Annotated in this window: 14 protein-coding genes; 9 read left to right on the forward strand and 5 right to left on the reverse strand. The window is 67.2% G+C overall.

Features of this window, described 5'->3' with window-relative positions; translation table 11 throughout:
* Positions 1-479 precede the first annotated feature (479 nt).
* Both ACFQ9K_RS32815 and ACFQ9K_RS32820 read left to right on the forward strand, forming a co-directional pair.
* Positions 480-1,256 (forward strand): GtrA family protein, encoded by a 777-nt coding sequence (locus ACFQ9K_RS32815; protein ID WP_378983999.1) that lies wholly within the window; start codon positions 480-482, stop codon positions 1,254-1,256.
* A gap of 9 nt (positions 1,257-1,265) precedes the next feature.
* Positions 1,266-1,493, forward strand: coding sequence for a Trm112 family protein (locus ACFQ9K_RS32820; protein ID WP_378719882.1), 228 nt, complete (start codon positions 1,266-1,268; stop codon positions 1,491-1,493).
* 1,625 nt (positions 1,494-3,118) lie between these two features.
* Here ACFQ9K_RS32820 and ACFQ9K_RS32825 read toward each other — a convergent pair.
* The 4 genes from ACFQ9K_RS32825 to ACFQ9K_RS32840 form a co-directional block, all read right to left on the reverse strand.
* On the reverse strand, positions 3,119-3,760 hold the full coding sequence (locus ACFQ9K_RS32825) for a TetR family transcriptional regulator (protein ID WP_378719884.1): 642 nt from the start codon (positions 3,758-3,760) through the stop codon (positions 3,119-3,121).
* Positions 3,757-4,551 (reverse strand): ABC transporter permease, encoded by a 795-nt coding sequence (locus ACFQ9K_RS32830; protein WP_378719886.1) that lies wholly within the window; start codon positions 4,549-4,551, stop codon positions 3,757-3,759. The genes ACFQ9K_RS32825 and ACFQ9K_RS32830 overlap by 4 nt, the downstream gene beginning before the upstream one ends.
* A 52-nt stretch (positions 4,552-4,603) precedes the next feature.
* Positions 4,604-5,335, reverse strand: coding sequence for an ABC transporter ATP-binding protein (locus ACFQ9K_RS32835; protein ID WP_378719889.1), 732 nt, complete (start codon positions 5,333-5,335; stop codon positions 4,604-4,606).
* A 166-nt stretch (positions 5,336-5,501) separates the two neighbouring features.
* Positions 5,502-7,025, reverse strand: coding sequence for a multicopper oxidase family protein (locus ACFQ9K_RS32840; protein WP_378719891.1), 1,524 nt, complete (start codon positions 7,023-7,025; stop codon positions 5,502-5,504).
* Positions 7,026-7,249: 224 nt separating this feature from the next.
* Here ACFQ9K_RS32840 and ACFQ9K_RS32845 point away from each other — a divergent pair, with 224 nt between their 5' ends.
* From ACFQ9K_RS32845 to ACFQ9K_RS32865, 5 genes are all read left to right on the forward strand, one after another.
* Entirely contained in the window at positions 7,250-8,449 is a 1,200-nt protein-coding gene (locus tag ACFQ9K_RS32845; protein ID WP_378719894.1) for an NAD(P)/FAD-dependent oxidoreductase, read from the forward strand.
* Between the two features lie 4 nt (positions 8,450-8,453).
* Positions 8,454-9,338 carry an RNA polymerase sigma-70 factor gene (locus ACFQ9K_RS32850; RefSeq protein WP_378719895.1) on the forward strand — a complete coding sequence of 295 codons (885 nt, stop codon included), beginning with the start codon at positions 8,454-8,456 and terminating at the stop codon, positions 9,336-9,338.
* 57 nt (positions 9,339-9,395) lie between these two features.
* Positions 9,396-10,544 carry a low temperature requirement protein A gene (locus ACFQ9K_RS32855; protein WP_378719897.1) on the forward strand — a complete coding sequence of 383 codons (1,149 nt, stop codon included), beginning with the start codon at positions 9,396-9,398 and terminating at the stop codon, positions 10,542-10,544.
* Positions 10,545-10,623: 79 nt separating this feature from the next.
* Positions 10,624-10,905, forward strand: coding sequence for a DUF3761 domain-containing protein (locus tag ACFQ9K_RS32860; protein WP_378719900.1), 282 nt, complete (start codon positions 10,624-10,626; stop codon positions 10,903-10,905).
* 15 nt (positions 10,906-10,920) lie between these two features.
* A complete protein-coding gene (locus ACFQ9K_RS32865; protein ID WP_378719902.1) occupies positions 10,921-11,547 on the forward strand; it encodes a DNA-3-methyladenine glycosylase in 627 nt (208 codons plus the stop codon).
* 124 nt (positions 11,548-11,671) lie between these two features.
* Here the strand turns inward: ACFQ9K_RS32865 and ACFQ9K_RS32870 are convergent, their stop codons facing one another.
* Positions 11,672-11,998, reverse strand: coding sequence for a hypothetical protein (locus ACFQ9K_RS32870; protein ID WP_378719903.1), 327 nt, complete (start codon positions 11,996-11,998; stop codon positions 11,672-11,674).
* A gap of 91 nt (positions 11,999-12,089) precedes the next feature.
* On the opposite strand from ACFQ9K_RS32870, the gene ACFQ9K_RS32875 reads away from it, so the two are divergent.
* Complete coding sequence (locus tag ACFQ9K_RS32875; RefSeq protein WP_378719905.1) at positions 12,090-12,731, forward strand: TetR/AcrR family transcriptional regulator C-terminal domain-containing protein; 642 nt, start codon at positions 12,090-12,092, stop codon at positions 12,729-12,731.
* A gap of 82 nt (positions 12,732-12,813) precedes the next feature.
* A complete protein-coding gene (tyrS, locus tag ACFQ9K_RS32880; RefSeq protein WP_378719907.1) occupies positions 12,814-14,091 on the forward strand; it encodes a tyrosine--tRNA ligase in 1,278 nt (425 codons plus the stop codon).
* The last annotated feature ends 430 nt before the right edge of the window (positions 14,092-14,521 follow it).

Consider the following 14,521-nt stretch of genomic DNA (forward strand, 5'->3'; position numbering starts at 1 on the left):
GTGTACAGAGCGGCCTCGTGTTGCCGCACTACTTCTGATTTCTGGCACCGGGATTTGCATGCGAATCCCGGTGCGGGGAATCAGAAGTAGTGCGGCTGTGGGTAGCGGGTGCGCGCGGATGGCGGATGCTGAACGGGGGCCTGCTTCGATGGCGTGAACTTTGGTCGGTGGGCGGTCCATGCTGATCGGTGGGTGGCAGGGTTCGTGGAGCCGCACATCTACTGATTTCTCGCACAGGGAATTGCATGCGAGAACCGGTGCGGGGAGGTCAGAAGGTGTGCGGCGGGTGGGCTGGTTCGTCGGGGGAGGTGGGGGATCTGGTGGGTGTTGGGTGCGCCCGTCGATCGGGTGGGGCGGTGGGGCGATAGAGTGCCTGCGCGACTGGAGGTGGGCGGCTGATGGGTTTCAACGGTGAGCGAAGTGGGGCGTCCGCGGGTGGCGATGGGGTGGCGCCGACGGTGACGCGAGATGTGCGGTCGTTGGCCGGTGGCGATGGGGCGGGCGTGCGTGGCGCGGGTCTTGATGGTTCGGGCTCGGTGACAGAGTCGTTTGGGTCAGCGAATGACCATGAGGTTCGGCATTCGTCGGCGGAAGCGGTGGTTCGCGAGCGTGATGCCGATGCGTCGCGCTCGGATGCGGTTGGTCCGGCTCGTGATCTCGATGCGCCGCGTTCGGGAGCGGATGTGGCGGGTCCGGCCCGTGACCTCGATATGTCGCGTTCAGGGGTGGATGCGGTTGGTTCGGCCCGTGAATTCGATATGTCGCGTTCAGCCGCGGGGTCGGTTGATTTGGCGCACGAACTCGATGCGACCGAACCGGCGAAACCCGGACCGTTGTTGCGGCTTGTACAGCGGCAGGAAGTTGCGTTCGCCGCGGTCGGCGGGTTCAACACCGCGCTCGGGATCGGGCTGACGATTGTCTGGCTGGCGGTGCTCGGCGACAACGTGCCGCCGTCGGTCGCGGTGGCCGCCGCCTATGCGGTCAGCATCGTCATCGCGTTCGTACTGCATCGCACGTTGGTGTTCCGGGTGCGCGGGCACCTGGTGCGCGACTTCGTCCGGTTCGTCGCGGTCAATTCCGGTGGGCTGCTGCTGAATATGGCGCTGCTCGAGCTGGCCGTCTCGGTCTGGCACTTCCCGGACAAGCCGGCCGCGGTCGTGGTGATGGCCCTGGTCGCCGTCGCCAGCTACTTCGGCCACCGGCACATCTCCTTCCGGCGCCGACCACCGGTCGAACCGGACCACGTCGTCGGGTAGGTTTTGCTCATGCCGGAGCACACCTTGGACGCCACGCTGTTGAGCCTGCTGGCCTGCCCCCAGGACAAGGGCCCGCTACTGCTGGTCCGCGCCACCGAGGGCCCCGTCCTCTACAACCCCCGCCTGCGCCGCGCCTACCCCATCGACAACGGCATCCCCGTGCTGCTCATCGACGAGGCCCGCGACGTCTCCGACGAAGAACACAACGACTTCATCGAGCAGCCGGTAGAAGCCTGACCCGCTAGCCCGCGCATGTCGCTATGCCCCCTGCGGCATGGTCCGCTCGAAGTATGTCCAAGCGTCGCCCGCCTGACGATTCGCGCGGCCGCCCTGCAGCGAGTTGGTCTGCGTGAAATGGGCTGGCCCGCGTCAATCGCCCGCGCCAGCGAGGACGTGCAAAGTCTCGACCAGACAAGCAACAGTGGTCGGACTGTGCAAGCGCCCAAGCAGTTCCCTCTAGCCGCACCCACATCCCCCGAACAGCCGACCGCCTTGTCCCGCTGTCGAACGGGACACCACCGCGGCATCACTCGACCTTCGCCGCATCCACGCCCCGCTCGGCGCAACGGAAGGGTCTCGGCGTTGTCCAGCGGGACGTGGCTGTGGCTCCACTCGAACTTCGCAGCTTCCACGCCCCGCTCGGCGAAACGGGCGGGTCTCGGCGTTGTCCAGCGGGACGTGGCTGTGGCTCCACTCGGCTTTTGCCGCGCCCATGTCCCATCCGGCATAGCGATTCCGGCCGGTGGCTCACAAGCGGCCAGGTCGGCGATTTCATTCGCGGCGGTGCATTAGCGGTTCCCCTGTCCGGTTGCCGCAATGTCCCGATCGGCGCAGCGATTCGGGCTCGGTGTTGTCGAGCGGGACGTGAGCGTGACTCCACTCGGCGTGTGCCGCGAACAGGTTCCGTTCGTTGTTGTCTGGCGGTGGAGCTGTCGAAGGGGATGTGGCTGTGAGTCCACTCGGCCTTCACCGTTGAGCAGAGGACCGTCCGGCAAAGCGGTCCTAGCGGGGCTTCGCGAGCATCTATGGCAACGGTTCATTAGAACAGGACCCAACAACAGTTCCGCCACTCGTCCTTCACAATGTCCCGCTCGGCGCAACGATTCGGACTCTGCGTTGTCGAACGGGACGTGGCTGCGGCAGCACTCGGCATTGCCGCGGCCATGTCCCGTTCGGCGCCACGGGCTGGGCTGGGGGTTGTCGGGGGGAAGGTAATTGTGAGCCTTGTCTGCGTTTGTCGGGCGTATGTCTCGCTTGGGGCGTGGATCGGCGGTGGTGTTGTCGAGGGGATGTGATGGTGAGTCGGTCGACTTTTGTTGCGGCCGTGTCCGGTTGGCGCAGCGGTTCAATTGCGGGTTTGCGAAACATCTCGCTCGGTGTGGAGCGATTGTTGAGCGGGACATGTGGGGCTACTCGGTCTTCGGCCGCGGCAGGATGGCGTTCGGCGCAGCGATCCTGGCGCGGCCTCGGGAGCGGAAGCCGACGGCAGGTTCATTCGAGCAGGACGACACAGCAGGCCCGCTGGTCGTTCGCCTCAATGTCCCGCTCGGCGTAGCGATTCGGACTCTGCGTTGCTGTACGGGACATGGCTGCGGGTCTACTCGAACTTTGTCGCCGCTATGTCCCGTTCGTGTGCGCGGGCCGCTTGTATGGGTGCTGGGCGGGAACTGGCTGTGGTTTTTGTCGGCTGGTGGCGCGAACATGTCCCGTTCGGTGTCACCTGACGGGGTGGGGTGTCGTCGAGTGGGACGTGATTGTGGAGCTACTCGGCATTTGTCGCGTCCATGTACCGTTCGGCGCACCGGAACTGTCGTGGTGTCGGCGGGTGGGACGTGGGGGTGCGGCTTATGCGCTGTTCGGCTTCAGTCGGGTTTTGCCGGGGGAGTGGTTATTTCGCCGGTTAGGTAGCGTTGGAGGGTGGGGGCTATTGCGGTGATCAGGGTTTCGGCTTCGGTGGAGGCCATGGGTTCTATGCCGATTACCTTGCGGGCCATCAGGAGGCCGATCATTTGGGAGCCCAGGAGGGATACGCGGAGGCGGCCGTCGTCTTCGGGGGTGGCGATGCGCTGGCGGACTCGTTCCATGACGACCTCCAGGATGAAGGCGCGGGCTAGGGAGTTGTCGCCGCCGCCGATGATGCTGCGGACCATGGCGACTATGCCTGGGCCGGCGGGGGAGTCCCAGACCCCGAGCACCCCGCGCAGGATGGTTTCGCCGAGTTGGTCGAGGGGGGCGGCGTCGACGGCCGCCAGGGTGATCTCGGGGTTCACCGGAAGCTGGACGACCGCGCCGAACAATTGCTGTTTGGTGCCGAAGTAGTGGTGCACCAACGCGGGATCGACGCCGGCGTCCGAGGCGACGGCGCGGATGGAGGTCTTGTCGAAGCCCACCTCGGAGAACCGCGCCCGGGCCGCGGCGAGGATCGCCTCGCGCGCGCCGGACTGGCCCGGTCTGCGCCCGGAGCGGGCGGGGCGATCCTCGGCCGGAGATCCGTTCGCCGTCACGGGGTGCGCCGCCGTAACGTCGCCGCGCCGAGGCACAGGGCGACCACCGCGAAGCCGGCGACCACCGCCAGGTCGCGCCACATTGCGCCGGTGGCGTTCGTGTGCGTCGAAACCTGTTGCAGCGCATCGACGGCGTAACTCAGCGGCAGCACATTGCTGATCGCCTCCAGCCAGCCGGGCAGTTCCCCGCGCGGAACGAGCAAGCCGCACAGGAAGATCTGCGGCGCCACCACCACCGGCATGAACTGAACCGCCTGAAACTCGGTGCGCGCGAACGCACTTGCCAGCAGACCGAGCGCGACACCGCAGACCGCGTCGACCACCGCGATCAGCACCACCCAGCCGGGATTTCCCGCCGAGTCGAGGCCGAGCAGACCGAACGACACCAGACACGCCACCACCGCCTGCGCCGCCGCGGCCAGCGAGAACGCCGTGCCGTAGCCACCGAGCAGGTCGAGTTTGCCCAACGGCGTGGTGAGCAGCCGCTCCAGCGTGCCTGAGGTGCGTTCGCGCTGCATGGCGATGGCGGTGATCAGGAACATCACGATGAACGGCAGGATGCCGAGCATGCTGATGCCCACTCGGTCGAACAGCGACACCGGGTTGAACGGGTTGGCCGGGGTGTCCTTGTAGATGAAGTACAGCAACGTCATCAGCAGCGCGGGGACCACCACGATCATCGCGACGGTGCGGTGATCGTTGCGGAGCTGGCGCAGGATGCGGGTGGTGGTCGCGATATACGGACGAAGGGACGGAGTCCGCCGGACGGGCGGCTCGAGGATGGTGGTCATGGTTCCTGCCTGAGTTCTATGTCGTTGCGGCGGTTCGGATCTCGGTGCGTGGTCAGGCGGCATGCGCCTTCGTGATCAGCGAGAGGAACGCGCGTTCGAGATTCTGCTCGCCCGTCTCGGCGCGCAGTTCGCCCGGGCTCAGCTGAGCCAGCAGGTGCCCGTCGCGCATCAACAGCAGCCGATCGCAGTGTTCGGCCTCGTCCATCACGTGGCTGGACACCAGCAAAGTGGTTCCGTTGCCCGCCAATTCCCGGAACTGCTGCCAAAGGTCCACGCGCAGTACCGGATCCAGCCCGACCGTCGGCTCGTCGAGAATCAACAGCTCCGGCTGAGCGACCAGCGCACACGCCAACGAGGCGCGGGTCTGCTGCCCGCCGGACAGCTGATCGCCGCGCTGGAAGGCGTGTTCGGTCAGGCCGACCGCGTTGATCGCGTCGTCGGTGGCGACACGCTCGCGACCGTAGAGCGCGGCGAAGTACGCGACGTTCTCGTGCACGCTGATATCGGCGTAGATGCTCGGCGCCTGCGTGACGTAACCGATCCGCCGCCGCAGTTCCGCCGACCCCGCGGGCCGGCCCAGCGCCGAGATGTCCCCGGACTCGACGATCTGCGTCCCGACGATGCTGCGCATCAGCGTGGTCTTGCCGCAGCCCGACGGCCCGAGCAGGCCGGTGATCGAACCGCGCGGAATCGTCAGCGAGACGTCGTGCAGGACCTCGCGTCCGCCGCGCCGCACCGTCAGGTTCTGCACCTCGACAGCAGGTGATGAGGTGTTTTGCGACATGGTCGCCTCAATTCATCGAGTGTTGAATTCACTGTGCGATGAATTTAGCGCGAGTATGCCGTAACGGCAAGAGGTGAATGCTGAACTACGGCGTGTCGAATCGGCCTGCGCCTCGACCCGGGTCGGCTCGGCGGGATCGACCGCTCGCGTCACTGCGTCCGCCCGGTCAATGCCCGTGATGCGTGGGCATGGTCCCGGCCGATCCGCCCGGCTCGACGACCACGAATTGGCCCATCATTCCCTGGTCCTCATGCCACAGCAGATGGCAGTGATACATGTACGGCGTGTTCGGATCGGCGGGTCCGTCGAAGCGCATGGCCAGTTTCACCGTGGCGTTCGGCGGAAGAAAGACGGTGTCCTTCGGGCCGGCGAGCTCGGCGGGCGGCGGTCCGTCGTTGCGCGCGAGCACGCGGAACTGCACGTCGTGGATGTGGAAGTTGTGCGGCATGCCGTCGTTGTTGTGCACGGTCCAGGTCTCGGCGGTACCGCGAGTGACGGTGAGATCGATCCGGTCCATCGCCATCGGCTTGCCGTTGATGCCGGCGAGATTGAGGTCGAAGCGGCGTTCCAGCACCGAGTCCGAACCGTCGGGAGTCGACGGATGGGCGAGTGCCGCAGGCAATTCCGGCGACGGACGCAGGGTATCGGCGGCGCGGAGTTCGAGGATGTCGAAGGTGTCGTCGCCGCCGGCGAACCGCTGTCCCCAGAAATCGAGACCGGCGTCGAGTTTGTTGCCGCGCAACACCGTTCGCTCGCCGGGGTGTACCCGCACGACGATCTCGGCGCGCTCACCGGGCGACAACTGCACCCGATCCAGGGCGAGCGGACGTTCCATCAGCCCGCCGTCGGTCGCGATGAGCGAGAACTGGCGCTCGTCGGCGAAGCCGAACGTGTAGATCCGCGCCGTCGAGGCATTGAGCAGGCGCAGCCGCACCAACTCGTCACCGACGTCGCGATACGGCGTCAGCGTGCCGTTGACCATCGTCCGATCGCCGAGAAAGCCGATATCGCGGAAGATCGCGTGCGCCGAATCGAACTTGCTCCCTGTGAATTTCACGTCCTGGACGATGACCGGCAGATCGTCGACGCCGTAGTTCTTCGGCAGCGGCAGCGCGTCGGACACCTCGTCGTCGAGCAGGAACATCCCGGCGAGCCCGCGCCGCACATGCTGCTCGGTCGCCCCGTGCGGATGCGGGTGGTACCAGAGCGTCGCGGCGGGTTGGTCCACGGTCCACTGCGGATTCCAGGTGCCGCCCGCCGGAACCATCTGGTGCGGACCGCCATCCATCGCCGCGGGCACATGCATGCCGTGCCAGTGCACCGTCGACGCCTCGGGCAGTTGATTGCGCACCGCCACCGCGACCTTCTCGCCGCGCCTGGCCCGCAAGGTCGGACCGAGGTAGCTGCCGTTGAACCCCCAGGTATCCGTCGCCTGGCCCGGCGTGAATTCCGTTCGCCCCGAACGCATATCGAGCTGGAACTCGCGCGTCCCATCCGGCCGCACCAGTGCTTGCGCGAGTGGCGGAATGGCGAGCTCGTTGCTGAATTCCGCACTGCCGACCGTGGATACGGCCGCGTTCACATACACCAGGGTGACGCCACCCCCGATCGCGACCGCGAACAGCGCCACGAACACGCCAAGACCGAGAAACAACCGCCGCCATCTGCGCGACCGGGAAACCGAAACCATCCGCTGACGGTAGGAATCGGCACCCCCGCAGCACATCCGGGAGCGTCCCCATTTCCTCCCCGGTCCAACCCTTGCTTCCGGTGCAGGCAGGCCAGGGTGTCCGCCGGAAAAGTCCTGTTCACGCTACGTGATTCAGCTCACAGCGGCGCAATGTCACGTCTGCCCGGGGTCGTTTGTCCCATGGTCGTCACCAACCCCGGTGACCGGACCAACGGAGCAGCACCATGAACACCGAACAGCGCATCGTCATCCTCGGCGCCGGCTACACCGGCCTGCTCACCGCGGCGCGCCTTGCTCGCCGCACCCGCAAACTGAACGCCAGGATCACGCTGGTCAACCCGTCGCCACGGTTCATCGAACGCCTGCGCATGCACCAGATCGCCGCCGGCCAGGAACTCGCCGACCATCGCATCGCCGACATCCTGACCGGCACCGGCGTCGAATTCGTCCAGGGCTGGGCCACTTCCATCGATCCGGAGGCCCAGCAGGTGGTGATCGATGACGCGCGGACCCTGCCCTACGACGAACTGGTCTACGCCCTCGGCAGCAGCACCGACACCACCCTCGTCCCCGGCGTCGCCGACCACGCCTGGACCCTCAACGACCCACGTACCGCGCACCAGTTCGCCGGAAAGCTGAATGCCCTTGCGGCCCAGCGCGGTACGGTCGCGGTCTGCGGTGGCGGCCTGACCGGCATCGAGGCCGCGGCCGAGATCGCCGACGAGCACCCGGGTTTGCGGGTCACCCTGATCAGCACCGGCGAGCCCGGCGCGATGATGGGCGACAAAGCCCGCGCCTACCTGCACCGCACACTCGACCGCCTCGGCGTCACCCGCGAGACCGGCCGGGCCGTCACCAAGGTGCTACCCGACGCGGTCGAGTTGGCCGACGGCACAATGGTTCCCGCCGACCTGACCCTCTGGACCGCCGGCGTCCGCGTCTCGCCACTGGCCGCGCGGTCGGGCATCGAAACCGACGCCCGCGGGCTGATCGTGGTCGACGAGACCCTGCGCTCGCTCTCCCACCCGAACATCTACGCGATCGGCGACGCGGCCGCGATCCGCATGCCGTGGGGCCAGATCCACGGCACCTGCCAGAGCGGCCTGCCGACCGCCGCGTACACCGCCGACACCATCGCCCGGCGGCTGCGCGGAAAGTCGGTGCGCCCCTTCCGCTTCGGCTACTTCCACCAGCCGGTGAGCCTCGGTCGCCGCGACGGCGTCATCCAGTTCACCAAGTCGGACGACACCCCCGCCCGCTGCTACCTGACCGGTCGCATGGCGGTCGCGTACAAGGAATCGGTCAGCTCCAGCCCGGTCCCGGTCGCCCGGTTCAGCCGCCGGATGAACGTCCCGGTCAAGCTGAGGGCCGGTCGCCCGGCCCTGACCTGCGCGGTTCAGCCGGAGCCCGGTTTGGGAGCATGATCCGATGGTCGACGTAACTGCCCAGCAAGATCCCTTTCTCGAACACCGGCGGCTGCTGTTCGCCACCGCGTACCGGATGCTGGGCACCGTCACCGACGCCGAGGACATCCTCCAGGACACCTGGCTCAAATGGCATGACACCGATCAGTCGACGGTGCGGCACCCGAAGTCCTATCTGGTCCGCACCGTCACCAACCTCTCCCTGAACCGGCTCACCTCCGCCCAGGCCATCCGCGAGAACTACGTCGGCCCTTGGCTTCCCGAACCGCTGCGCACCACCCCCAACATCGCCGAGGAGACCGAATTGGCCGACATCGTCTCCACCGCGATGCTGGTCGTGCTGGAAACCCTGAGCCCCGTCGAACGCGCCGTCTTCCTCTTGCGCGAGGTGTTCGGCTACACGCACGCCGAGATCGCCGACACCCTCGACCGCCCCGAACCGACCATCCGGCAGATCGCCCACCGCGCCCGCACCCACGTGCAGGCCCGCCGCCCGCGGTTCGACACCGACAAGGCCGAACGCGACCACATCACCGCCCGGTTCATGGCCGCCTGCGCCGGCGGCGACCTCAACGCGCTGATGGATCTGCTCGCCCCCGACGTCACCCTGTGGAACGACGGCGGCGGCGTGGTCACGGCCGCGCGCCGCCCGCTGCACGGCCCGGACCACGTGGCCCGCTGGTTGCTCGGCGTGTTCGCCAAGCCGGTGTCCGCGGGTGTCGAACTCGAATCCGCCTACATCAACGGCGAACTCGGCACGCTGGCCTGCCAGGGCGGGAATCCGGGGGGCGCGTTCACCTACGACATCGTCGACGGCCGCATCCAGAACCTGCGGTTCCAGGTGAACCCGGGCAAGCTCAAAGGGCTCTATACCGAACCGCTCGGCTGACGCGACGCGCCCACCCTCCGGCGGGCGTGGACGGCGTGTCCGATTTAGGCTCCTGCGGTGACCAACGAGAACGCGACCCCGTCCGCCGACGGGGGACAGCTGCGGGCGTCAACGCTGGAACTCTTCTTCGATCTAGTGTTCGTCTTCACCATCACCCAGCTCACCCATGTCTTCACCCATCACCCCGGCTGGCCTGCGCTGGGGCAGGTGGCCTTGCTGTTCGGCGTGATCTGGTGGATGTACAGCGGATTCGTCTTCCTCACCAACGAGGTGGCGCCGAGCAGTTCGGCCCGGCGCACCTGGCTGCTGGTCGGCATGTTCGGCTTCTTCGTGGTGTCACTGGCCATTCCGGACGCCTTCCACGGCACCGGCGTGGCCTTCGGTGTCGGCTACTTCGTGATCACCGCGGTGCACACGGCGCTGTTCTACAGCAACGGCGGCGAGTCCGCCGTGCTCGCGATCAAGCGGATCGCGCCGCTCAATACCCTCGCCGCCGGGTTGGTGCTGGCCGGTGGATTCGTGCACGGCTGGCATCAGTACGCGTTCTGGGGTGCGGCGCTCGCGGTGCAGGTGGTGAGCCCGTATCTGGTCGACACCGGCGACTTCCGGATCCGGGCCAGCCATTTCTGTGAGCGGCACGGGCTGGTGGTCATCGTCGCGATCGGCGAGTCGATCGTCGCCATCGGCGTGGGCCTGGCGGGGGAGAAGATCACGGTGCCGCTCATCGCGACCGTGGCGCTGGGATTGTGCCTCGCCTACGTGCTGTGGTGGGCGTACTTCGGCATCGATGACGAGCGCGGCGAACACGCGCTCGCGGCGGTGCCGGAGCGGGAGCGTTCCCGGCCCGCGGTGCTCGCATACGGATACTCGCTGTACGTCCTGCTCGTCGGCATCATCGTGACCGCGGCGGGCATTCAGTTGAGCATCGCGCACGGCAACGAACCCGCGTCCGTCGCGACCGCCGCCGCGTTGTCCGGCGGGGTCGCGCTGTATTTCCTCGGCCAGTTCTGCTTCCGCCGGGCGCTGCGGTTGCCGCGGGCGTGGAGCCGGCTGGTCGCCGCCGCCGCGGTCGCCGCGACCACGCCGATCGGGGTGGTGTGGGTGTCGTGGGGGCAGCTGGCGGCGCTGGTCGCGGTGGGTTATGCCGCCGTCATCATCGATGATCTGATCACCTTGCGCAGTGGTCAGCACAGCTCCTACGTGTAGGTCATCCGACCGATACCGGCGCACCGCGCGCCCGCGCTAGGTTCATTGCGAATATCATTCTGTCGCAAGGAATTTCGCAATGAGAACGAAACCTCTGCTCGGGCTGTTCGCGGCCGTCGTCGGCATCGGCGCCCTGGTGTCCGCGCCCGCGGCGGCGACGCCGGTGCTGCACACGGCGTGTCCGGCGAGTCAGTACGAGAACATCGACAAGAAGTGTGTGCCGCGCCCGCAGCAGGCCTCGACCCCGCCGGACGGGGCGACCGCGAAGTGCAAGGACGGCACCTACAGTTCCAGCCTGACTCGCAAAGGCACTTGCTCCGGGCACAAGGGAGTCGAGCAGTGGCTGGTCGATCTACCGTAGCCGCCGTCTTGGACAATGGCGGCTGTGTGTGCCGATGAACTAGCCGTCGAACCGCCCGTCGCCGCCCGCCGACTGCTGGGGGCAACCCTCTGGTCGGGCGCGGTCGGCGTGCGGATCGTCGAGGTCGAGGCCTACGGGGGTGATCCCGCCGGGCCGTGGCCGGATCCCGCGTCGCACTCCGGGCGCGGGCGGACCAAGCGGAACACGGTGATGTTCGGGCCCGCGGGGGTGCTGTACGTGTATCTCAGCTACGGGATGCATACCTGCGTCAACGTGACGAGCGGGCCGGACGGGATCGCCAGCGCCGCGCTGATCCGGTCGGGCGAGGTGATCGCGGGGTTGGACGAGGCGCGGGCGCGGCGGACGGCCGCGCGGTCCGATGCCGACTTGGCCAGGGGGCCGGGCAATCTCGGCAGTGCGCTGGGAATCACGTTGAGCGACTACGGAACCCCGCTGTTCGATGCGAAATCGGCGATCCGGCTGGAACTCGGCAAGGCCGTTCCCGCGAGGCAGATTGCCAGCGGTCCGCGGGTGGGGGTGAGCACCGCGGCGGATCTGGCGTGGCGGTTCTGGTTGCCGTCCTCGCCGGCGGTGTCGACGTACCGGCGCAGTCCGCGGGCGCCGCGCGCCGAGGCGTCCTGAGCGATTCCGCTATCTCGCCGGGGTAGTCGAGCCTTCCGGCGGCGTCGGCCTGCTGGTGCGCGGCTGAGCGGGCCGGTCGCGGTCGATCGCCGTGTGCCGGCCGACGCGACCCAGGCGTGCGGGGTCAGTCCGTAATCGGTTGGGCGAGGTCGTCTTCCGCGACCACCTGGTACACGGCGTTCAAGGTCGGTTCGCCCACCAGGTCTTTGATGCGTTCGTATCGGCGTTCCTCGATCGGTGCGATGCGCTCCATCCACACCGGGATGTCGGCCGGCTCGGCGTGCTCGATCAGGGCGAGGGTGAACAGTTCGCGGGGGTCGTCGAGGTTCAGCGCGCTGAGTACGCGGGTGCGTGGGTCGCCGGGCACGGTCTCGTCGGGGATCCATGCCTTGCGGAAAGTGGCGTAGTCGACGCCGTCGTTGAGGCGGCGAGACATGGCGGCGATCAGCATCTTCGGGGGCCTTTCAGATTTATCTTGCAGTGCAAGATAAACCTAGCCACAGTTTTCTTGCAGTGCAAGAAAAATCTGCGAGGATGGTCGCGTGGTTGATCGAAGGTCCCGCCCGCGTGCCGGGCTCACCAGGGAGAAGATCCTGGACGCGGCGATCGCTTTCGTCGGCGAACACGGGCTCACCGCCCTGTCGACTCGCAAGCTCGGTGCGGCGATGGGCGTCGACGGGATGAGTCTGTACCACTACGTGCCGAGCAAGGCCGCGTTGCTGGACGGGATGGTCGAGCGGCTGCTCGAGCGGTCGATGGCGGGGTTGCTGCCCGCGGACGATCGGCCGTGGCCCGATGCCGTGACCGCGATGGCGCACGGGCTCCGGGCGACGCTGCTCGCCCACCCGGCGGCCGTGAGCATCCTCGCGACCAGGCCGGTCAATTCGCCCGGCGCCTATCGGATCCTGGAATCCGGCCTGGCGGTGATGTGTGATCAGGGTGTGCCGCTCGGGCGGGCGATGGATGTGATCAACGCGGTGATGACCTTCGTCATCGGACACACCCTCGCCGAAGCCGGGACCACACCCGGCCACGAACGGGCGGATGCCGCGCAGGCGGCGGCGGACCCGCAGGCGTACCCATTGCTGGCCGAATCCCTGGCCACGGGTGCGGGTCTCGACTTCGAATCCCGGTTCGCCGCGACCGTGCGGATTCTCGTTCGCGGCTTCGCCGCCGACGGGTAAACCGTTCGACGCGGGGCGGCTGACCTCGACACACTGAGGTGCAGTCCAACCACCTACTACCCGTGCGGAAAGATGGGACACCGTGAGCGGCGACATCATCGACGAATTGACCTGGCGCGGACTGATCGCGCAATCCACCGACCTGGACGCCCTGCGTGCGGCCCTGGACGCGGGACGGTTGACCGTCTATGCCGGTTTCGATCCCACCGGGCCCAGCCTGCACGCCGGCCACCTGGTTCCCCTGCTCGCGCTGAAGCGGTTCCAGCGCGCGGGCAATCGGCCGATCGTGCTGGCCGGCGGCGCCACCGGACTCATCGGCGATCCGCGCGACGTCGGCGAGCGCACCATGAACTCGACCGATACCGTGCAGGAATGGGCCGGGCGCATCCGTTCGCAGCTGCAACGGTTCGTCGACCTGGACGACCCGACGACCGGTGCGGTGATCGCGAACAACATGGACTGGACCGGGCAGTTGTCCGCCGTCGACTTCCTGCGGGACATCGGCAAGCACTTCTCGGTGAACGTCATGCTGGCTCGCGACACCATCAAGCGGCGGCTCGACGGGGAGGGCATCTCCTACACCGAGTTCAGCTACATGCTGTTGCAGGCGAACGACTACTTGCAGCTGCGGCGTCAGTACGACTGCACGTTGCAGGTCGGCGGCTCCGATCAGTGGGGCAACATCATCGCCGGCGTCGAACTCAACCGGCGGGTCGACGGCGCGTCCGTGCACGCGCTCACCGTTCCGCTGGTGACCTCGGCCGACGGCAAGAAGTTCGGCAAGTCGACCGGCGGCGGCAGCCTGTGGCTCGATCCGGAAATGACCAGCCCGTACGCCTGGTACCAGTACTTCGTGAACACGGCCGACGCCGATGTCATGCGGTACCTGCGCTGGTTCACCTTCCTGTCGAAGGACGAACTGGCCGAGCTCGAGCAGGCCACCGCCGAGCGGGCGCACGCGCGGGAAGCGCAGCGCAAGCTGGCGGCGGAGATGACCACGCTGGTGCACGGCGAGGCGAATACGAGCGCGGTGCAGTTGGCGAGTCAGGCGTTGTTCGGGCGCGGCGAGCTCCGCGACTTGGACGAGCCGACGCTGGGGGCCGCGCTGCGTGAGGCCGCGGTGGCCGAGCTGGGTGCGGGGGAGCCGAGCACGATCGTCGATCTGCTCGTCGCCACCGGACTGAGCGAAAGTCGCGGTGCGGCCCGGCGCGCGGTGAACGAGGGCGGCGCCTCGGTGAACAACGAGCGGGTCTCGGATCTGGAATGGACGCCTGCCGACAGTGACTACCTGCACGGACGCTGGCTGGTGCTGCGGCGCGGGAAGAAGAACCTCGCCGGGGTACTGCGGGCAGGTGCATGAAGATCGCGGTGGCTTGAATCACATCCTTGTGATTCAAGCTTCCGTTCGGGTCGGGCGCACGGCTCTGACCTGGGGAAACACCGGCTCGAACAGCGGATTTGACTCTGCGTTATCCGCCGCGTAACTTAGTTCGAGTCAGAGCGACACGGACACCGACCCGGAGCCGAGAAGCCCAGCGGAAACGCTGAGCGGATGGACTGGGAAACGAGGTAGTACGAGAGCGCCTGGCCGTCAGATAGAAACCTAAGGTGATCACACGGACTTGACTCTGTGGGAGATGCCGTTTAGGCTGGAACAGTTGCCTCACGGACGAACCGGTTAGCGCCGGGGATGAAGTGTGTGCGTGTGTTCTTTGAGAACTCAATAGTGTGTCGATGAATGTCAGTGCCAATATGTTTATTGGTTCCGGCTTCTCATACCCCCCGGTTGA

Origin of the sequence: Nocardia sp. NPDC056564 (assembly GCF_042793755.1) — a bacterium.
Lineage (GTDB): Bacteria > Actinomycetota > Actinomycetes > Mycobacteriales > Mycobacteriaceae > Nocardia.

Bases quoted from the DNA above. Each gene is read 5' to 3' on its own strand.
- ACFQ9K_RS32820 (WP_378719882.1), top strand. From the start codon at position 1,266: ATGCCGGAGCACACCTTGGACGCCACGCTGTTGAGCCTGCTGGCCTGC.
- ACFQ9K_RS32830 (WP_378719886.1), bottom strand. From the start codon at position 4,551: ATGACCACCATCCTCGAGCCGCCCGTCCGGCGGACTCCGTCCCTTCGT.
- ACFQ9K_RS32835 (WP_378719889.1), bottom strand. From the start codon at position 5,335: ATGTCGCAAAACACCTCATCACCTGCTGTCGAGGTGCAGAACCTGACG.
- ACFQ9K_RS32840 (WP_378719891.1), bottom strand. From the start codon at position 7,025: ATGGTTTCGGTTTCCCGGTCGCGCAGATGGCGGCGGTTGTTTCTCGGT.
- ACFQ9K_RS32845 (WP_378719894.1), top strand. From the start codon at position 7,250: ATGAACACCGAACAGCGCATCGTCATCCTCGGCGCCGGCTACACCGGC.
- ACFQ9K_RS32850 (WP_378719895.1), top strand. From the start codon at position 8,454: ATGGTCGACGTAACTGCCCAGCAAGATCCCTTTCTCGAACACCGGCGG.
- ACFQ9K_RS32860 (WP_378719900.1), top strand. From the start codon at position 10,624: ATGAGAACGAAACCTCTGCTCGGGCTGTTCGCGGCCGTCGTCGGCATC.
- ACFQ9K_RS32865 (WP_378719902.1), top strand. From the start codon at position 10,921: ATGGCGGCTGTGTGTGCCGATGAACTAGCCGTCGAACCGCCCGTCGCC.
- ACFQ9K_RS32870 (WP_378719903.1), bottom strand. From the start codon at position 11,998: ATGCTGATCGCCGCCATGTCTCGCCGCCTCAACGACGGCGTCGACTAC.